The organism is uncultured Psychroserpens sp. (genome assembly GCF_947494225.1).
Taxonomy (GTDB): domain Bacteria; phylum Bacteroidota; class Bacteroidia; order Flavobacteriales; family Flavobacteriaceae; genus Psychroserpens.
Window position 1 is genome coordinate 43,000 of sequence record NZ_CANLUG010000001.1, and the last position, 21,624, is coordinate 64,623.

Genomic DNA, 21,624 nt, shown 5'->3' on the forward strand with positions numbered 1-21,624 from the left:
TTTCATATTCGTGCGTCATAAATTCAAATGCGTTGGTTTAAATTTCAAATTCGTAAATCAAAATATCTTCTCTATAACATAGTCTTTTCTTCTGCTTGAAACAGGTACTTTAACTTCATTTATGATGACCAACACACCTTGTTTATTGTACCTAACAACATGTTTTTTATTAACCAAATACGATTGATGACATCTAATAAAAACGTCTTCAGATAATAATTCTACTACCTTTTTTATCGACTTAGATACTAATATTCGTTCAGATTGTTTGGTGTAAAATGTTGTATAATTTCCTTCAGATTTGCAGTATAAAATATCGTCTTCATAGACCGCATAAACGTTTTCCATCGTTTTTAAAATGATTCTTTTTTTCTTAACGCCAAGAAAATATTCACTAGATATTTCAACTAATTTATCGATATCATTTTCTTCCTTAACATTTTGAATCGCCTTAAGTACGGCTGCTTTAAATTCTTCATCATCTATAGGTTTCAAAATATAGTCTAGGGCACCAACCTTTATGGCTTTTATAGCATGATTATCAAAGCCAGTTATAAATATGATATCAAAATTTTTATCTTCAATTTTGTTAAGAATATCGAAACTGGTTCCGTCTTTTAACTGAACATCCAAAAAAAGCAGATTAGGTTTTTTTTCTTTAATTAACGCCACAGCTTCTTTTACGCTTTCGGCCTCGCCTACAACTTCTATGTCATTATTAAAGTATGCCTCTAGTTTGCTACTAACATTTTGTCTAATATAAGCCTCATCATCTACTAATATTGCTTTAATCATGTTCTGAAAATTTATATGGAATTAAAAATTTAACTATAACCCCTGAATTGGATAAATCCTTTGTTTTTTTATCTAAAGTAATTACGCTTTGTTTTGTTACTTTATAAACGAATTTTGAAATTAATTGTGTCGAAACAGATTTTTGATAATCCTTGTTTAATGTTTTTAACCCAATTCCGTTATCCTCTATTGTACAAGCTATGTATTTGTCTTGTAATGCCAATGTAATATCTATTTGCCCTTTGTAATCAATTCCTAAAAAGCCATGCTCTATACTATTTTCAACAAAAGGCTGAAGCAACATAGGAGGAATACAAACCCCTTCATCTTCCTCAAAATTCTCTAGCGTAATTGTATATTCAAACTGGTTAGGAAATCGTAACAGTTGTAAATCTATATATTTCCGAAGTGACTCTAATTCACTATCTACTTCGACATAGTTATTTATTGAATTTTCTAATATTAACCTCAATAACCTCGAAAACTTAATTAGATAATCCGTTGCATCTTTTTGATTATCTCTAATTTGATTTTGAATTGCAGACAAGGTATTAAACATAAAATGAGGGCTCATTTGAGATCGTAACAAACGCTGTTGCATTTGCATATCTTGTTTTTCAAATTTAAATCGTCGCTGTCTATAATACAAGTATCCTATAATTAATACTAGTACAGAAAACCCTAACAAAGACATTAGTTTAACGTTAGTAATCTCTGCCTCTTTCTTTTGCGTTAATGCTTCCTGTTCTTTTTCATTAGCTAATTTTAACGCTACAAGTTCTTCATTTATTTTTTCTTCATGTTGTCTTTCATAATCATCGACCAATTTATTATACTCAAGACTAATCTCTTCTATATTCTTACTCGTTTTAAAATTCAACAAAAATCTTAATTCCTTATAGAAATTCACATACTCCTGAAATGAATCGGGGCGAATTATGTGCTGCGTAGAATCTAAATAAGCCTTAGCTAAATTAAATTCTCCAAGTTTAATATATGCCTCAGAAATATTATTGTAGGACTCTATTAAGTTATAATTTTTATTCCCTTCTATTTCTTTTGAAAGTGCTAAGGCAGGTAAATATTTTTCTATAGCCTTTTTGTAGTCTTTATCATAAAAATACAGTACGCCGTAATTTCGATATACTTGTCTCCTAACATCTTTAGGAACGTTTTTAAATTGATCTGCACTGTCTTGAAGTTTATAAGCCTCTTCTTTCTTGCCTAATCCATACAGTTTTTCTGCCCTAGAATTTAGAGTTATAACAAACATTGACGTGTCGGAAGATTTTTTAGCAGCTTCCAATGTTTTGGCATTATAAAACAATGATTTTTCGTGATTGCCAAGATCAAAATTAATACGCTCTAGAAAATTATAGGCATATGTCAAGCCTTTTGAATGCTCATCTTCATCTGAAATTTCTATAAATTTATGTGCTATGCTTACAGCATTGGCCATTTTATTACTATTTTCATCTGTTTCCCATGCCACCCTAAAGTATACTAAATTCCTGTCTCTTGTGTTTGGACCTTTAATCAAATCAATAGTTCTGTGAAAATAATAAGATGCCGAATCTATAGTATTTATGCGTTTATAATAATACCCTTTTAAAAAGCTGTTCTCAATACGAATTGTGTCTGGAATTTCAGTAGTATTACTAATAATCTGTTCTGCTTCTTTTAAGTATAAAAGTGTAGAATCGCTAGTTTCTTCGGCCGATAGCTTATGCAGCCTGTTTATTTTAGTAATATCAGCTTTAAGTTGTTCCTGTGTGTTTTCTTTGCCGCAACCAACCAATAACAAGATAAGAATGACATAAAATTGTTTTAGCATTTTTCCCTTTTTAAGATGTTTAAGATACCACTATTTAAACAAACAAATTACTTTCTTATAAAGCTAATATTCCTTTGTAATCCATCAAATTTAGTTCGTTTTACGGCAGATTTTTTGAAGACTTTATTAAACGTGTCCTTAGTAATTTCTTCCCAATCTTTTTTAGTCATTGTTAATAATTCGGGATGAGGATTAAACAATGGTTCGTCGTGTGCTTTTGAAAAACGATTCCACGGACAAACATCTTGACAAACATCGCAACCAAACATCCAATCATCAAATTGTCCTTTAAATTCTGAAGGTATATTATCCTTTAATTCGATCGTGAAATAGGAAATACATTTGCTCCCATCTACTACATATGGCTCTGTGATGGCTTGTGTTGGACATGCATCTATACATGCGGTACATGTACCACAATGATCTGAAACAATAGAATCGTACTCTAATTCTAAGTCAATTATCAGCTCCGCAATAAAATAGAACGACCCTACTTGTTGGGTTAATAAATTACTATGCTTTCCAATCCATCCCAAACCCGATTTTGCCGCCCATGCCTTATCTAACACAGGTGCCGAGTCTACAAAAGCCCGACCATGAACTTGTCCTATTTCATCCTGGATAGACTGTAATAGTTCTTTTAATTTCGCTTTAATTACAAAATGATAATCGGTTCCATAAGCGTACTTAGATAACTTATAACTTTCTGAGGTTTGCGTTTCCGAAGGAAAATAATTTAGTAATAAAGAGACCACACTTTTTGATCCTTCTACCAATTTCGTAGGGTCAAGACGTTTATCAAAGTGGTTTTCCATATAATGCATTTCACCATGAGCGTTAGACTTAAGCCATTTCTCTAAACGAGGTCCTTCTGCTTCTAAAAACCCTGCTTTACTTATCCCGCAAGATAAAAACCCTAAGCGTTTAGCTTCTGCCTTTATAAATTGGCTATATGTGGATGCATTAGACGTCATTAAGCTCGCTTTTCAAAACGCAAAATAGCATTTTTAGGTTTTAGCGTAATTAATGGTGTTATATCTATAGTGTCAAAATCTGGGTATATTTTAAACGTTTTTACTAATTCTGAAATTGCCATAATCATTTCAAACATGGCAAAATTGTTACCAATACATTTTCTTGGTCCTGCTCCAAAAGGGAAGTATTGCGATGAGAATTTTCGTCCTCCTTCGGCAAATCTTTCTGGCAAGAACTCATTTGGTTGTTCCCATAATTTAGGATGACGATGTATTTCGTAAACCGAGAACAGCAAACTCGATCCCGCTTTAAAGTGCATTCCGTTGTATTCGTCTTTCGCAATGTTTACGCGATCAATAAAATAGGCAGGAGGATATAATCTCATGGCTTCCTCTAAAACCTGTTGGCATTGTTTGGACTTACTAATGATAGTCATTAAATCACTGGATTCTTCTTGTATTTCAACAAGTTCATTAAAAATCCTGTCTTGCCATTCTGGATGCAATGCTAAAAGCTGACATGTGAAGGTAAGTGCGTTAGATGTCGTTTCGTGTCCTGCCGTAAATAAAATTAAAATCTCATCAATAAGTTGCTCTTCACTCATAGATGCTCCATCTTCATATTTAGCATCAAGAAGCATGTCTAGCAGATCATTTTCTTTAGTATCAGATAAACGTCTTTCATTAACAATACGTTTCAAAATATCACGAGCTTCGCGCGTTAAATTAATGTGCTTTTTAATTTCACCACTGGTTTTAAACCACCAACCTAAATAGGGTTGTCTTAATTCTTTTACCAGCATTCTTTGAGCCGTCTCCGTAATGTACTGCAGGCGATTGATGTCCTCTTGACTCACAGCGCTACTAAATAGAGATTTGACAACCGTTTGGAAAGCTAAATCATTTAAAACAGGAAATATATCAATCGTACTGTTCGCTTCAATACGCCTATATTCTAATAAAATGGCACTGTGTATAGACTGTAATAAATTCTCTAACTGCTTTTTATGAAAGGCAGGTTGAATAAGTTTTCTTTGCTTGCGCCAATGATCTCCTTCAGAGGTTAATAGGCCTTTGCCAACGTATTTGACTAAATCTTCAGTTTGGATTTTAGACTTAACGTAGTTACGTTGATTCTTTTGAAGCACGTACTCGGCAAGACCTGCATCTCTACAAAAATAAACACTCGTATTAAGTCCTATTTTTAAGCGAAATACATCTCCTAAGCTGACAAAGTTATGATGATGAAACGGTAGAGGGTTTTTTAAAATATCAAACGAATGCTTTAAGAATCGTATTAAAGGTACTGTTAGTATTTCTCGTTTATCTGACATCATAAAAGATTGACCAAAATAAAATTGGCTTATTATTAATCGCTATTTTTCGTTTTCAATTTCTTGCCTAACAAAAGCTACTGCATTGGCGTTAGGTTTTATATCTAAATGTAACTTTTGACTCAATATTTTTAAAAATGAGGCTCCTAAAAAAATAATTTGTGACGTATAATAGACCCAAAGCATAATTAAGGCCAATATACTTGCCGAGCCAAATGTAGAAGACAAATGGCTTTTGCCTAGATATGCCGTAATTCCCAACTTCCCAAGGACAAATAGAAGTCCAGTAAAAACGCCACTAATAAGGGCTGGTTTCCAATGGACTTTTGCATCACCTAAAAACTTAAACATAATGGCAAAAAGTATCGAAATAATTAGAAACGACGATACATGTTCATAGAAGATATACAACTTATACTCTTTACTTAAAAACGACATGTATTTTACTAAGTAAGCATTGGCAAATGTGCTTACAATCAAAATAAAAAACAAAACCATTAAGAGTATAAACGAATACATGTGCTTCGTGAAATATCTGAGAATACTATTTTTAGGCTTAGCCTTAATATTCCAGATATTATTAAACGCATTATGAATTTGACTAAATATTCCTGAAGCACTTAAAACTAGGGTTACAACACCTAAAATACTCGTTAGAATAGAGTTATTATTAATATGTTGATGCTTTATTATATCTTGAATTTGTAATGCTGCTGTACTCCCTAATGTATCTTTGAGTTGGGTAAATACTTCTCCAGACACAGCCTGCTTTCCAAATACAATACCCATTATTGATACAACAATTATGATTATTGGAAATATTGAAAACACGGCATAGTAGGCTAAAGCCGCACCTTTTTGAAACGTATTACTATTAAAGAAATGATTAAAAACCTCTTTTAGAAACTTTATCATTTAGACGTTATTTTTATTAGCTTCAAAGTGAATCGGTTTATCAAAGATATTAACCCCTCCTTTTACTCCAAAGTCGAGGGTTGTTACAGCATAAGCCAACGAGATGTCTTCTTCTTCGAAACGTTTTTTAATTCTCATAACAATCTCATTCATGGCGTTTAAATAATCTTTTTGATGGGTAAACTTAATCCAAAAACGAAGCTCAAAATTATAAGAATAACTTCCTATTTCAGTGAAATAGAAATCGATCACTTCATTTTTCAAAACAGCATTAATCTTATCTACTTCTTCCAAAGAAGCGCGCCTTACTAAATCTAAATCATCACCATAAGAGACGCCACTTTTAAAAATAACCCGGCGCTTACCAAAGGTCGAGTAGTTTGTAAATGTATTATTATAAATGAGCTGATTAGGCACAAAAACTTCTTGACCTGAAATGGTTTTAATAGATGTAGTAATCCCACCAATATCTTCTATCGTACCAAAAGTGCCATCTATATCGACCCAATCTCCTTTTTTAAATGGTCTTTGCATGTTAAGTAAAAACCCAGCAAATGCATTGGACGCAATATCTTTAAACGCAAAACCTGCTACGATACCAACAATACCTGCACCAGCCAATAATTTTGTTAAAACACTTTCAAGACCTAGGACTTCGAGTGCTATAAACATCCCTGATAGTAAAAAGAAAAAGTAGATAATTACAGAAATAAGTTTCGCAACATCCGACTGTTTTTTAAATACTCTAGAATAAAACCGCAATCCTAATATTTTAAAGCCTTTGGCGATAAAATAAAAAACAACAACAATTAATATCGCCAAGGCAACTTTAGGTAAATAGCCTACAAACGAATCTCCCCATTTATCTAGTAATTGATTAATATTTTTAATATCATCCATAATGCACTATCCTTTCTTTCGTTCTGTCTTTTTATAAATAAATTCAACTAAAAAACTAAATGCGATTATTCCTAAAGCAATAAAAACGTCAACTTTACTTACAGAATAGTGCTGAACTAATAAAGCTATCATAGCTAAAAAACATAAGACAGCACCAATTATAGGAATGCTCTTTTTTCCATTTATTTCTTTTGATAACTTAAATCCTGTAAAATTCACAATTGAGAAAATAAGCAGAAACCCGACGCTTCCAGCCGTTGAAATACTTTCAAGTTTTAAGGTATTTACCAGAATTATTGTAGCTATAGTTGTTACTAATAATCCAATTGGTTGATTCCAAAGTTGGCACGTAAACTGTTTTGGTAATTCGTCATCTTCTGCAATTTCGTAATTAACCTTACTTCCACCATATAATGATGCGTTGATTGCCGAAAATGTAGAAATCAATGCTGCAATTGTAATAATCGTAAAACCTACTTTACCTAGCATAGGTTTTGCCGCTTCGGCCAAGACGTAATCTTGTGCTGTAGCAATTTCACTAAACGCTAAAGATCCAACGGTTATTGCTGCAATAATTATATACAAGAATATTACAAAAATAACAGACCAAAAATATGCTCTTGGTATGTTCTTTTTAGGGTTTTCTATATCTGGTGCAGCATTTGCAATTAATTCAAAACCTTCATAAGCGACAAAAATTACCATTCCGGCTGTGAGTAATTTAAAAGGTGATTCCCAATGTTCTGGAGACAATTGTTCTAAATGTGGGTTTCCAAATAAGCCGTAGAGTCCAAAGCCAACAAAAGACAGTAAAATAATTAATTTTATGACAACAGCATAAGACTCTATTTTTCCAACAACAACAATACTGTAATAGTTGATAAATGCAGCTATGAGTACAATTGCCGTAGCATATATGTGTGAATCAACGACCTTGTCTCCCGTAAGTTGTAATAAGTTTGGAGCATAAGACCCAAAGGCCGAAGCATATAATGCCAACATAATAATGTAGCTAAACCAAAGTAAATTATTAATCCCTCCACTAAATAACCCAATACCAAAACCTTGGTTTACAAATTTAACTGTACCTCCCCTGTCTGGGTATTTCAAGGATAATTTCACATAGCTATATGATGTAATTAGCGCAATTAAACCAGCAATTAAAAATGAGACAGGAGTTCCTCCTTTAGCGAGTGCAGCAGCAAGGCCAAGCACGGCAAAAATTCCACCGCCAACCATACCACCTATTCCGATAGACATGGCTTCTTTTAATCCTATTTTTTTACTCATAATTTACAGATTTAAAAATATGCTTTACTACTCCACTATAAGGTATTTAGAATAACCCTCCTTGAATTGGCCCTTTAATCTTACCCAGATGCTTATACGCAAGCTCGGTTACTTCTCGTCCTCGAGGTGTTCGCATAATAAACCCTTGTTGAATTAAAAAAGGCTCATATACCTCTTCAATAGTTTCGGCGCTCTCACTTACAGCGGTTGCTAAGGTTGTAATCCCCACAGGACCTCCTTTAAACTTATCGATAATTGTTTCCAAAATTTTATTGTCCATTTCATCTAAACCATGTGCATCTACATTAAGTGCCTCTAGAGCAAATTTTGCAATTTTAATATCGATACTTCCATTTCCTTTTATTTGGGCAAAGTCGCGTACTCTTCTTAATAAAGCATTTGCAATTCTTGGCGTTCCTCTGCTTCGTCCAGCAATTTCAACTGCAGCTTCCATTGAGATAGGCACATTTAAAATAGAAGCACTACGCTGAACAATTGTTGTCAATAATTCTGTGTTATAATATTGAAGTCTACTTTGAATTCCGAAACGTGCTCGCATTGGAGACGTTAATAGTCCCGATCGCGTTGTAGCTCCAACGAGAGTAAACGGATTTAAATTGATCTGAACCGTCCTAGCATTTGGTCCAGACTCGATCATAATATCAATTTTATAATCTTCCATTGCTGAATATAAATACTCTTCAACAATTGGGCTTAAACGATGTATTTCATCAATAAACAAGACATCGCGATCATCAAGGTTAGTAAGTAAGCCTGCGAGGTCTCCTGGTTTATCTAAAACAGGGCCAGAGGTTACTTTGATACCAACATTAAGTTCGCTTGCCAAGATATGTGCTAAAGTTGTTTTACCAAGACCAGGAGGGCCATGAAACAAAGTATGATCTAGGGCTTCGTCTCGACCATTAGCTGCTTGAACAAAAATTTGAAGATTTTCTAAAACCTGATCTTGACCTGTAAAATCATCAAATGATAAGGGTCTTAATTTTTTTTCTACATCTAGTTCTTCTGGAGAAAAATTATCGTTTGTTGGATCTAAGTTTTCATTCATGTTTACAGCTTGCTAGTAAGGACATCCCTTTTAAGGATTATCAAATCAAATTTAATAATAACAAATTACATTATGGATAGTTTTTGAATTGAACTCCCTTCAATTACAATAAAAGATATAGCGCTCGAACCAACTCTTGATTTTATGACATTGCTTTCAGTTTTATTTTCTTTTATTGAGAACGCATCATCCTCGCCAGGAACTATTGGAATAAGATAATCATCCGAAAGTTTTAGAAATCTATTCGTTAATCGCACATAGCGTTCATATTTGTTATACTCATCGCAAATGTCAAAGTGAATGGTAAAGTCTTGTTTTATTCCATTAATCTCAACAAATTGCTTTTTAAGATTATACCTTTCGTCATTCGTATTCTTGTATGCGGTTTCGAAATAATTAATAAAATATTCCGAATACTCTTCTTTTAATTCATAAATGATTCTGTTGTCTTCGCTATGCTTAATCTTGTTTTGACATGATAAACAGAATACAAAAAGAAAAACACAAAATTTAAACCTAGGCATACTCAAATATAATGAAAAAGACCTTTAATGTATGTACACTAAAGGTCTTTGTTTATTTATAATATACCTTACTTAAAAGGTCTTTAATTAATGTTGTAATTCTTCTTCGCCATCATACAATGGTACATTTTGAGGTACGAAATCATCATCGTGACCTGGTTTACTATAATCATAAGCCCAACGATGTACATGAGGAATCTCACCTGGCCAGTTTCCGTGCATATGCTCTACTGGCGCTGTCCATTCTAATGTATTTGATCTCCATGGATTCTGTACTGCTTTCTTTCCGTAGAAAATAGAGTAGAAGAAATTCCATAAGAATACTAACTGGAAGACTCCACCTACTATAGCAAACATTGTAATCACAACATTCGCATTTGCAGTATCATCAAATAATGGGAAATTAGAATTCGTATAATAACGTCTTGGTAAACCTGCCATTCCTATAAAGTGCATTGGGAAAAATACCCCATAAGCACAGATTGCAGTTACCCAGAAATGTAAATATCCAAGATTTTTGTTTAGCATTCTACCAAACATTTTAGGGAACCAATGATAGATTCCTGCAAACATTCCATAAAGTGCTGAGATACCCATTACTAAGTGGAAGTGTGCCACAACAAAATACGTATCATGTACATTTATATCTAATGCACTATCACCTAAAATAATACCAGTAAGACCACCTGTAATGAATGTTGATACTAAACCGATAGAGAATAGCATAGCTGGATTCATTTGAAGGTTACCTTTCCAGAGCGTGGTAATATAATTAAATGCTTTTACTGCGGAAGGAATTGCAATTAACAAGGTTGTAAATGTAAATACTGAACCTAAGAATGGATTCATTCCTGAAATAAACATATGGTGACCCCAAACAATCGTTGATAAAAAGGCAATGGCTAATATGGACATAACCATGGCGCGATAACCAAAGATTGGCTTACGTGAGTTTGTTGCTATAATTTCGGAAGTGATTCCTAAGGCTGGTAATAATACAATGTATACTTCTGGGTGACCCAAGAACCAAAATAAGTGTTCAAACAATACCGGAGAACCACCTTGGTAATGTAAAACTTCACCTTGAATAAATATATCAGATAAGAAGAATGATGTTCCAAAACTTCTATCCATAATTAATAATAAAGCCGCTGATAATAAAACAGGGAACGATACTACACCAATAATAGCAGTTACAAAGAATGCCCAAATTGTTAACGGTAGTCTTGTCATAGACATACCTTTAGTACGTAAATTGATAACCGTTACAATATAGTTTAACGATCCTAACAAAGACGAAGCAATAAATATTGCCATTGAAACTAGCCATAAAGTCATCCCTGCACCAGATCCACCTTGAGCCATTGGTAATGCACTTAGAGGAGGATAAATTGTCCATCCAGCCGCTGCAGGTCCTGCTTCTACAAATAATGAGATAACCATAACCACACTAGAAAGGAAAAATAACCAGTATGAAATCATGTTTAAGAATCCTGAAGCCATATCACGTGCTCCAATTTGCAATGGAATAAGGAGGTTACTAAACGTACCACTTAACCCTGCAGTTAATACAAAGAATACCATGATAGTACCATGTATGGTCACTAATGCTAAATAAATATCTGCATCCATAACACCTCCAGGAGCCCATTTACCTAGTAATGCTTCAAACAATACATTAGGTTGCTCTGGCCATGCAATTTGCATACGGAACATTATTGACATCAAAACTCCAATAACTCCCATAATAGTACCTGTAATAAGGTACTGCTTAGCAATCATTTTATGATCTTGACTAAATATATATTTAGTAACAAAAGTCTCTTTATGATGATGTCCGTGATCGTCGTGTTCGTGAGTATCTGCGTGTGCTGACATAATCTATTTTCTTTTAAATCTTTTTAGTTAGTTAAGGAATTTTTGAATGTTTTTTGCTCTTTCATCCAAGCGTCATACTCTTCTTGAGTTTCTACAATAATTTTCATTTGCATATTGTAATGTGATTTTCCACAAATCTTATTACATAGCAATAAGTAGTCGAACTCATATATAACATCCTGCGTTCCTACAGCCTCAATAGCTGCTCTATTCTTTGCTCTAATCGCGTTAATGTTTTCAACTTTTTCAACGATATCAGGATTCTTACGCATCTCTGCAGTAGTCACTGTTGGTGTAAAACCAAATTGTGTAATCATACCAGGTACGCAATTCATTTGGGCTCTAAAATGAGGCATATAAGCCGAGTGTAATACATCCTGAGAACGCATTTTAAATAACACAGGTCGTCCTACAGGTAAATGTAATTCTGTTACAATCACATCATCTTGTCCATTTGGATCAGACTCATCTAGTCCTAAAATATTAGCACGATTATTATCAATAAGTCTTACATTAGCCATTCCTAATACATTATCTTCTCCTGCATAACGCGCTTTCCAGTTAAATTGCTGCGCATACAACTCAACAACTAATGGATCATCACTTTCATCAACATTCATAATGCTTGTCCATGTAAATAAACCATAGATGATTAAACCAGCTAACACAATAACAGGAATAAATGTCCAGATAGCCTCTAATGTATTATTATCGGCATAGAATAAGGCTTTACGCCCTTTTTCTCCTTTATATTTAAAAGCAAAATAATGCAGTAAAAACTGAGTAAAAGTTTGAACAATAAAAATGATAACCATTGATATGATCATCAAATTGTCAATTTGAACACCATGCTCTGACGCAGCATTAGACATTAAAGGTTGGTCTCCCAAATACCAAAAACTAGCAATAGTTATGGCATAGATGAAGATTAAAAATCCCATCATTAAATACCCGTTAATTCTATTGTCTTTATCTGTAGCTACTTGATCATTTGAAGTGCCTACTTGAGCTAAATCAAATATCTTAACCATTTGCCAAATGGCAACAGCTATGAAAAGTACTATTATAATTGTTAAAAAAGCAGTCATTGTCGTTTCTGTTCTTTATAAATTTTATTAATAATGGAAATGTTCACTTTCCTTAATGAAAGGATTTCGTTTTGGTTCTAAAGACGCCTTGGTCAATGCTGTAAACACAATGAATATAAATAATCCAGCGAAAAGAAGTATTGAACTAATTTCTGGAATACCGATAGACCATTGATCTCCAACTGTAGCAGGCATAATCATGTTAAATATATCTATATAGTGACCAACTAAGATTACAATCCCTGCCATAATAACAAACCATGGAATACGTTTGTAATCACTATTCATTAATACAAGTAATGGGAATACAAAGTTCATTGCTACCATACCTATAAATGGTAATTGGTAGTCTTGGAACCTCGTCACAAAATAAGTTACCTCTTCTGGAATATTTGAATACCAGATAAGCATAAACTGAGAGAACCATAGATATGTCCAGAAAATACTAAACGCAAACATGAATTTAGCTAAATCATGTATATGGCTATCATTAACCTTTGGTAAAAGTCCTTTAGATTTCAAGTAAATTGTAATCATTGCGATTACTGTAATACCACAAACCATCATTCCTGCAAGTACGTACCATCCAAATAATGTTGAGAACCAGTGAGGATCTACACTCATTATCCAATCCCATGACATCATAGATTCTGTGTATAGGAAGAACACTAAAAATGCAGCAGAGATACGGAATGTTTTCTTAAAGTTTTTATTATCATCTGCTTTATCTTGAGCAATTGAAAATTTACGAGAGAAATGTCTATATAAGTACCAACCACCAACAAAGATTAAACCTCTAATTAGGAATCCCCAATAGTTCAACCATCCTTTCTTACCATGAACTAGTTTATCAAATTTATCACTATCAGGATCGACCATATCAGGATTCATCCAGTTAAATATAGCATCATGTCCAATAAAATGAGAAAGAGAAGCAATCAATAAAACAATTAATGCTCCTGGTAACATATAAGCAGTTATGCCTTCCATGACTCTTAAAAGTAGTGGAGACCAACCTGCTTGAGCTGCGTACTGAACCGCATAAAATGCTAATACACCAAGTGCAATCATAAAGAAAAAGAATGCAGCAACATATAATGCAGACCAAGGTCTGTTATGCATTCCGTGCATCACATGATTCACATGTTTTGTGTGTTCGTCAACTTCAGCATGCCCTCCTTCTGTTGCTTCAGACACAGCATGTGATCCTTCTGTAGCATGAGCATCGCTATCCGCTGCCTCATGGTGACCTGCATCTTCTCCATGACCACCGCCATGATGAGATTCATTAGCCAACATAGTTTCTACTTGTTCGAAAGTTTTGTTAGATGTGAAAAAACCATAAGCAACGCCAATTGCACCTATTATCATTAGGCCGATTGCAGCTGATTTTAATTTACTTGAAAATGTATACATATCTATATATAATCTTTATCTATCTTATTTTTCTAAGTCTGCTTTAAGTTTCAATACGTAATCAACAACTTGCCAGCGTTCCTCTTCATTTAATTGGTTAGCATACGAACCCATTGTATTTTTCCCATAATAAATAGTATGGTAAATACTACCAGCGGTAATTGCTCTTCCTGCATCATCGTAACTAGGAACCCCTAATATTTTTTCTCGCTTCACTAAGTTTCCTTGTCCGTTACCTTTTTTACCATGACAAATTCCACAGTAGATATCATATAATTCTCCTGCTCTTGGGCTATCAATTTGAGTAGAATCTAAAGGACTCGTCAATGTTTCTTTTGCAAGGATATAACCTTCGTTGGTGTTTTCAATTTCAAACGGCATATGTCCTCCTCTTGGAATTGAACCTTCAGCAGGTATTAGCGCTTCCATATCATTCTTTAATATCTCTTTGCCATCAACCATAACTTTAGCCTCTTGGTAAGTTTCATAACCTACAGGCTCATACATATTTGGCATAAACTGGTAATTAGGTCTTGTATCCTTTTTACAGGCAACAACACTTGCAAATACCATGAGTACTACTACTATTTTAAATAAGCTTTTCATCTTTATCAATTAATGCGCTTTATCAATTAAATTAATTTCTACTGCTCCAGTTTCTTTCAATAAATTAGAGAGTTCTTGTTCGTTATCATGAACTGCGATTTCCATTAAAAAATGATCATCTGTTGTTCTTGGGTCTGGATTTTCAGCTTTCTTAAATGGCCACATTCTACTTCTTAAATAAAAGGTGATAACCATAAGGTGGGCAGCAAAAAATACAGTTAACTCAAACATAATTGGTACAAATGCTGGCATGTTTTCGATATAGCTAAAACTTGGTTTTCCACCAATATTTTGAGGCCAATCTTGAATCATAATGAAATTCATCATAACAATTGCCACAGTTAAACCAACACAACCATACATAAATGATGCAATAGCTATTCTTGTTGGAGCGAGTCCCATAGCCTTGTCCAATCCGTGAACTGGAAAAGGTGTATATATTTCTTCAATATGATGGTGTGCAGACTTAACCTTTTTAACGGCTGCCATTAAAACATCATCATCTGTATAAATAGCGTGAATTACTTTTGAAGCTTCCATGTACTATTTTTAGTTTATTAATTTTTTAGCTTGACCAGACCAATCATCACGTTCTGCTCTTCCAGGGAAAGAACCAGTGATAGCATCTAGTAAGTCATATTCTCTTTTTGTCATTTTACTTACTTGTAAAAATGTATAGATACCAATACTATTAAGTACTTCTTCCATTTTAGGGCCAATACCATTTACCTTTTTCAAGTCGTCGGCTGTTTGTGTATTAGAATCAAACGCTCCTATACTACCTAATAAGTCATTAACTTTAGCCGAATTATCTTCTTCTGAAACTGCTTTAGGCACTTCAGTATTAACATTCGAAATAACATTCGAAGTTCTAGAATCTGCTCCAGTTCCAACTAAACTGTCTCCACGTTCTCTAATGTTTTTATAACGTTCTCCAGAAGACTTCAAAATCGTCTTAACTTCTGCTTGAGCAATTACAGGGAATGTTCTAGCATATAATAAGAAGAGTACAAAGAAGAACCCGATCGTTCCAATAAATATTCCAATATCAACAAAGGTTGGCTGGAACATTGTCCATGAAGAAGGTAAGTAATCTCTATGTAATGACGTTACAATAATTACGAAACGTTCAAACCACATTCCTACGTTTACAACAATAGAAATAAAGAATGAGAACATGATACTTGTTCTTAATTTTTTGAACCACATGAACTGAGGAGAGAATACATTACATGACATCATCATCCAATACGCCCAAGCGTAAGGTCCTGTTGCTCTATTTAAGAATGCATATTGTTCATATTCAACTCCAGAATACCAAGCAATAAATAACTCAGTAATATATGCTACACCAACGATAGAACCAGTAATCATTATGACAATATTCATTAACTCGATGTGTTGTACTGTGATATAATCTTCAAGACTACATACTTTTCTCATAATAATGAGGAGCGTATTTACCATCGCAAAACCAGAGAAAATCGCTCCAGCAACGAAGTAAGGCGGGAAGATTGTTGTATGCCATCCAGGAATAACCGAGGTAGCAAAGTCAAACGATACAATGGTGTGTACAGAAAGCACTAATGGTGTTGCCAAACCTGCAAGTACCAATGATACTTCCTCAAAACGTTGCCAATCTTTAGCACGTCCTGACCATCCAAAACTCAATAATGAATAAATTTTCTTTTGGAAAGGCTTTACAGCTCTATCACGAATCATCGCAAAATCAGGTAATAAACCAGTCCACCAGAATACCAATGAAACTGATAAATACGTCGAGATTGCAAATACATCCCAAAGTAATGGAGAGTTAAAGTTTACCCAAAGCGAACCAAATTGGTTTGGTATTGGTAATACCCAGTATCCTAACCATGGACGACCCATGTGAATAATTGGGAATAAACCTGCTTGGACTACCGAGAAAATTGTCATTGCTTCTGCAGAACGGTTAATTGCCATTCTCCATTTCTGACGGAAAAGTAATAGTACTGCAGAAATTAATGTTCCTGCGTGACCAATACCAACCCACCAAACGAAGTTAGTAATATCCCAAGCCCAGCCAACGGTTTTATTTAAACCCCAAGTTCCGATACCTGTAGAAATTGTATAGATAATACACCCAATTCCCCAAAGGAAAGCGACAAGTGCTATTGAAAATACAATCCACCAAGATTTATTTGCTTTTCCTTCAACAGGCGCTGCCACATCTACCGATACATCGTGATATGATTTTTCTCCTGTAACTAAGGGTCTTCTAATAGGTGCTTCGTAATGAGACGCCATAATCTATTATAATTGTTTCTTAATTAATTTTTATGCTTCTGTTGTATTTCTCACTTTAGTATGATACTGAACATTTGGTTTAGTACCAACACTTTCTAATAAGTGATACATACGATCATCTTCTTTTAGTTTTGCAACTTTACTGTGCTTATCGTTGATATCTCCAAACACCATCGCTCCACTGCTACAAGCTGCAGAACACGCTGTTTTGAAATCACCATCTTTAACTGGGCGTCCGTCACGCTTAGCATCAAGAATTGTTTTCTGTGTCATTTGAATACACATAGAACATTTTTCCATCACACCACGAGAACGTACAACGACATCTGGGTTTAATACCATACGACCTAAATCGTCATTCATGTAGTAATCAAACTCATCGTTGTTGTTGTATAAGAACCAGTTAAAACGACGTACTTTATACGGACAGTTATTTGCACAATAACGTGTACCTACACAACGGTTATATGCCATATGATTTTGACCTTGACGACCATGTGATGTTGCCGCTACTGGACAAACAGTTTCACAAGGTGCATGGTTACAATGTTGGCACATTACTGGTTGGAATACTACTTGAGGATTATCTGCTGGATCTTCTAATCTAGCAAATGTAGATAAAGAACCGTCGCCTTCACCATCACCAAATAGATAGTTTCCTAATCCTAATCCATCAGCATCATCTTTTTCAACAAGATCTTCTTCGAACGTGTCATTAGATGAGTAATATCTATCTATTCGTAACCAGTGCATATCACGGCTACGTCTAACTTCTACTTTACCAACTACAGGCACATTATTTTCAGCATGACATGCAATAACACATGCGCCACAACCTGTACAGGCATTTAAGTCGATTGATAAGTTAAAGTGATGTCCAATTGAACGATCAAACTCATCCCATAAATCAACTTTCTCAGAAGTTACTTCAACAGGTTCGTGATTTAAAGATACCGTTGGAATAGCATTCCAATGATTTCTGTCTTTAGAGTTAAAAATCTCTAATGTCGTTTCTCTTACAAGATCACCACGACCCATTAATGTATTTTGCAACTGCGTACAAGCAAATTCATGCTCGCCACCAATATCTTTTAATGAGACATCGGTTTGAGTTGTATTAAAATCTTTATAGAAATGGTATGCATTCTTTCCAGTTTGCATATCCGCTTTTAAACCATCTTTACGACCATAACCTAAGGCTAAACCAATAGAACCTTGTGCTTGCCCAGGTTGAATAATAACAGGTACTGTCACAGGAACTCCATTTACAGTTAACTCTACTAAACTAGAGTTTAAGCCTCCATTTGCAACATGCCAGTTTTTAACTTGATACTTCTCTGCATCCTTAGCAGACATTGTCAAGTAGTTATCCCAAGTTGTTCGTGTTAAAGGATCTGGTAATTCTTGTAACCAAGGGTTATTAGCTTGCTGACCATCACCCATACTCACTTTAGTATATAGTGATAATTCTAAACCTGCACCAGGCTTAGCAGATGCTAAAGCTCGTGCCGCACTTCCTGCTGAAACAGCAGAAGCAGTTGGTTCTGCATCTGCAGATGAATCATCGGTAGATGTATCAGCATCGGCAGTTGTATCTACAGTTTCTGTAGCAATACTGCCAACATAAACACCATCTTGTAATGCTTTATTAAAAGATGATCCTGTTAAAATATTACTTCCCCAAGCCTCTTTTATGTACTCGCGATAGCTTTTATCACTACCTGTCCATAATAATAACGCTTGTTGGAATTGACGTGTATCAAACAACGGACGAATTGTCGGTTGCATTAAACTATAATGTCCTTTTTTAAGCTCAACATCTCCCCAAGATTCTAAATAGTGAGGTGCAGCAGCAACATATTGTGAAACCTTAGCCGTTTCATCTGCTTTCATCGAAAACAAAATCGATAAGTCTGTCTCAGCTAAACCTGCAGCAAAATCTGATGCATTAGGTAAAGTGTACATTGGGTTAACACCACTCATGATGATACCACCAACACGTCCAGCTTTCATATCTGCTACTAACTTAGAAACAGATGCGTTATTACCTTGTCTTGTTAATATAGGAGTCTCTGGATCAAACGCTTTACTTCCAAGGGCTTCATTGATGGCAATGGCAACCGTTTGCGCATTGACATCCTGAATACCTGTTACTAAAACACCGTTACCTCTAGCATTTTTTAATTCTGAAGCCGCCTTTTGAACAGCTGTATTTATATGTTCTGGTAAATCTACAGATACTGCTCCACCAACCACTTCGCTATATAATTTAGCTAAAGCAAGTTTTTGTTGCGTTGGTGTTAATGGCACACGTTTATCTGCGTTCGCGCCAGTAAGTGACATATTAGATTCAAACTGAATGTGGCGTGACATTTTCCCATCTTTAGGAACACGACCTTGTGCATATCCAGCGTCAAATCCTCCACCTTGCCAATCTGATAAGAAATCGGCTCCAACAGAAACAATAGTAGTTGCTTTTGAGAAATCGTAGCTTGCCATTCCACGTGTACCATACTGAGCTTGATATGCATCTAGCGCAGCAGATTCTGAAACTGCATCATAAACCACGTGACGAACATTTCCGTATTTCGCTTTAAATTCTGCAATTAATTTTGACGTTGAAGGACTTGCATACGTTTGTGTTAGTATTACAATCTCCTTACCAGCATTCATCAAGTCTGTTAGACTTTGATTAGTCTCAGCATCAAAGGTTTCCCAAGAAATAGCGCTTCCACCTTTCATTGGGCCTTTAACTCTTAAACTATCATATAGTCCTAAAACAGAAGCGTTAACTCTTGCATTAGCACTATTATTTGTTTTTGCTAAGTTGTTGTTTTCAATTTTGATTGGACGACCTTCACGTGTTTTTACTAAAACACTAGCAAAATCAAATCCGTTTGCAATTGTGGTTGCATAGTAGTTCGCTACACCAGGAGTAATAGACTCTGGTTGCACTACATAAGGAATTGATTTTATTACAGGTCCTTCACAAGCTGCTAAAGATGCAGCAGCAGTACTAAAACCTACATACTTCAAAAAGTCACGACGCGTAGTAGAAGAGGCTTCTAATGTTTCTTTATCTCCTAAAAATTCATCAGTAGGAATCTCTTCAACAAATTCATTTTGTTTTAGCGTCTCAACAATAGAGCTATTCTCTTTTAGCTCTTCAACACTTTTCCAGTATTTCTTGTTTGATGACATATTATATAATTGAATTACTTCTTATTAAATTTATTAATAGTGACACTTACCACATTCTAGTCCACCCATTTGAGCGACAGTAAGTTTGTCTACACCATATTTTTTAGATAATTGCTCATGTATTTTAGTGTAATACGCATTATCTTTTACATTTACATCTGTTTCTCTATGACAGTTGATACACCATCCCATCGTTAAAGATGAATATTGATATACAACTTCCATTTCCTCTACAGGACCATGACATGTTTGACATTCTACACCAGCAACAGTAACATGTTGTGAGTGATTGAAATATGCAAAGTCTGGAAGGTTATGAATTCTAACCCATCTTACTGGTTTAGATTCTCCTGTGTAGTTTTGACCATCCCATCCAACAGCATCATATAACTTTTGGATTTCGGCATTGTAATCTTTATTAAATTCTGCTAGACCTTGTTGTTGCGTCTCAGGAGACACTTCAAACACAGATTTGTGACAGTTCATACAAATATTAAGTGAAGGAATACCAGATGTTTTACTTACTCTAGCAGATGAGTGACAGTACTTACAGTCAACACCGTTTTCACCAGCGTGAATTCTATGTGAGAAATGTATTGGTTGTACAGGTTCGTAACCTTGATCTACACCTATTTGAGATAAATATCCATAAACAAAATATGCACTCGCTAATAAGAAGAAGATTGCAGTCACCAATACTAAAAATTGATTTTGAACAAAAGCTTTCCATATTGGAAGGCTCTTATCTTTAGTAGCAGCTTCAATCCCTTTTTCTTCGGCAAAACGATTTAATGTACGTCTTACTAACACTAAAGCCATTGCTAATAATGCAAATAACACAGCTAAAGCGCCTAAGATTAATTTGTTTGAGATTCCTTCTGCTTGAGAAACCTCTCCACCTTCAGGTTTAACATAACCTGGACAATCAGGAGAAGATTGCGGATTTAGTTCACAAGGATCCACAGCCGTAAAAGCTAAAATATCTGTAATATCCTGATCTGATAAAGCAGCAAACGCATTCATTGGCGTCTGACTGTATTCATTGTAAATCTTATTTGCATAAGCATCGCCAGAACTAATTAAATCGGCACTATTTCTAATCCATTTATTTAACCACTCTCTATCTAAACCTTGATCTTCTTCCAAACGCGCCTGAACATTTCTCAACGCAGGACCTGTCATAACACGGTCTAGGTTGTGACAAGAAGCACAATTGGTATTAAATAAAGCTTTTCCTTTTGAAATGTCGCCTTCTTGGGCATTAAGTGAAGTGGAAAACGTGAGTAAAATAACCAGTCCTAAATAAGGAATCTTTGAGGCTAGTTGACGGTAAATCACCTGTATCATATTGTTAGTTGAATTATCTTCTAAACTTTGGTATGATTTTTTCATTATTACTATTGAAAAAAACGTTTGTAAAATCTCATGCAAAAATAACATATAAAGTCGATTTTGGAAATGTTACAGAACTGTTAATTGATAATTTATAAGGATTCTAAATAATATTTTAGCCG

The 21,624-nt window shown here is 34.7% G+C and carries 17 protein-coding genes; all 17 read right to left on the minus strand.

The features are described 5' to 3' along the window. Positions 1–57: 57 nt before the first annotated feature. The 17 genes from Q0893_RS00185 to Q0893_RS00265 all read right to left on the minus strand — a co-directional run bounded on the left by Q0893_RS00185 (position 58) and on the right by Q0893_RS00265 (position 21,457). Complete coding sequence (locus Q0893_RS00185) at positions 58–795, minus strand: LytTR family DNA-binding domain-containing protein (protein ID WP_298904455.1); 738 nt, start codon at positions 793–795, stop codon at positions 58–60. Further along, on the minus strand, positions 788–2,629 hold the full coding sequence (locus tag Q0893_RS00190; RefSeq protein WP_299271753.1) for a histidine kinase: 1,842 nt from the start codon (positions 2,627–2,629) through the stop codon (positions 788–790). Before Q0893_RS00190 ends, Q0893_RS00185 begins: the two co-directional genes overlap by 8 nt. A 47-nt stretch (positions 2,630–2,676) precedes the next feature. Next, positions 2,677–3,603 (minus strand): tRNA epoxyqueuosine(34) reductase QueG, encoded by a 927-nt coding sequence (queG, locus tag Q0893_RS00195; RefSeq protein WP_299271755.1) that lies wholly within the window; start codon positions 3,601–3,603, stop codon positions 2,677–2,679. Continuing rightward, positions 3,603–4,937, minus strand: coding sequence for a cytochrome P450 (locus Q0893_RS00200; RefSeq protein WP_299271757.1), 1,335 nt, complete (start codon positions 4,935–4,937; stop codon positions 3,603–3,605). Before Q0893_RS00200 ends, queG begins: the two co-directional genes overlap by 1 nt. A 42-nt stretch (positions 4,938–4,979) precedes the next feature. After that, positions 4,980–5,852: a YihY/virulence factor BrkB family protein gene (locus tag Q0893_RS00205; protein WP_299271759.1), complete on the minus strand. Its 873-nt coding sequence runs from the start codon at positions 5,850–5,852 to the stop codon at positions 4,980–4,982. Next, positions 5,853–6,752 (minus strand): mechanosensitive ion channel family protein, encoded by a 900-nt coding sequence (locus Q0893_RS00210; RefSeq protein ID WP_299271761.1) that lies wholly within the window; start codon positions 6,750–6,752, stop codon positions 5,853–5,855. A 6-nt stretch (positions 6,753–6,758) separates the two neighbouring features. Continuing rightward, a complete protein-coding gene (locus Q0893_RS00215; RefSeq protein WP_298904445.1) occupies positions 6,759–8,042 on the minus strand; it encodes an APC family permease in 1,284 nt (427 codons plus the stop codon). 46 nt (positions 8,043–8,088) lie between these two features. Further along, a complete protein-coding gene (gene ruvB, locus Q0893_RS00220) occupies positions 8,089–9,111 on the minus strand; it encodes a Holliday junction branch migration DNA helicase RuvB (protein WP_298904443.1) in 1,023 nt (340 codons plus the stop codon). A gap of 65 nt (positions 9,112–9,176) precedes the next feature. Beyond that, positions 9,177–9,635 carry a hypothetical protein gene (locus Q0893_RS00225; protein ID WP_298904441.1) on the minus strand — a complete coding sequence of 153 codons (459 nt, stop codon included), beginning with the start codon at positions 9,633–9,635 and terminating at the stop codon, positions 9,177–9,179. An 87-nt stretch (positions 9,636–9,722) separates the two neighbouring features. After that, complete coding sequence (locus Q0893_RS00230; RefSeq protein WP_298904440.1) at positions 9,723–11,513, minus strand: cbb3-type cytochrome c oxidase subunit I; 1,791 nt, start codon at positions 11,511–11,513, stop codon at positions 9,723–9,725. 23 nt (positions 11,514–11,536) lie between these two features. Next, positions 11,537–12,601 carry a cytochrome c oxidase subunit II gene (locus Q0893_RS00235; protein WP_298904438.1) on the minus strand — a complete coding sequence of 355 codons (1,065 nt, stop codon included), beginning with the start codon at positions 12,599–12,601 and terminating at the stop codon, positions 11,537–11,539. A gap of 27 nt (positions 12,602–12,628) precedes the next feature. Next, positions 12,629–14,017 (minus strand): quinol:cytochrome C oxidoreductase, encoded by a 1,389-nt coding sequence (locus Q0893_RS00240; RefSeq protein ID WP_298904436.1) that lies wholly within the window; start codon positions 14,015–14,017, stop codon positions 12,629–12,631. A 24-nt stretch (positions 14,018–14,041) separates the two neighbouring features. Further along, positions 14,042–14,623: a cytochrome c gene (locus tag Q0893_RS00245; RefSeq protein WP_298904434.1), complete on the minus strand. Its 582-nt coding sequence runs from the start codon at positions 14,621–14,623 to the stop codon at positions 14,042–14,044. A 9-nt stretch (positions 14,624–14,632) separates the two neighbouring features. After that, positions 14,633–15,163, minus strand: a complete 531-nt coding sequence (locus Q0893_RS00250; RefSeq protein ID WP_298904433.1) for a DUF3341 domain-containing protein — start codon at positions 15,161–15,163, stop codon at positions 14,633–14,635. Between the two features lie 9 nt (positions 15,164–15,172). After that, positions 15,173–16,909: an NrfD/PsrC family molybdoenzyme membrane anchor subunit gene (nrfD, locus tag Q0893_RS00255; protein ID WP_298904431.1), complete on the minus strand. Its 1,737-nt coding sequence runs from the start codon at positions 16,907–16,909 to the stop codon at positions 15,173–15,175. A gap of 30 nt (positions 16,910–16,939) precedes the next feature. Then, positions 16,940–20,110 (minus strand): TAT-variant-translocated molybdopterin oxidoreductase, encoded by a 3,171-nt coding sequence (locus tag Q0893_RS00260; protein ID WP_299271767.1) that lies wholly within the window; start codon positions 20,108–20,110, stop codon positions 16,940–16,942. 33 nt (positions 20,111–20,143) lie between these two features. Next, positions 20,144–21,457 (minus strand): c-type cytochrome, encoded by a 1,314-nt coding sequence (locus Q0893_RS00265; RefSeq protein WP_299272631.1) that lies wholly within the window; start codon positions 21,455–21,457, stop codon positions 20,144–20,146. Positions 21,458–21,624: the final 167 nt, after the last annotated feature.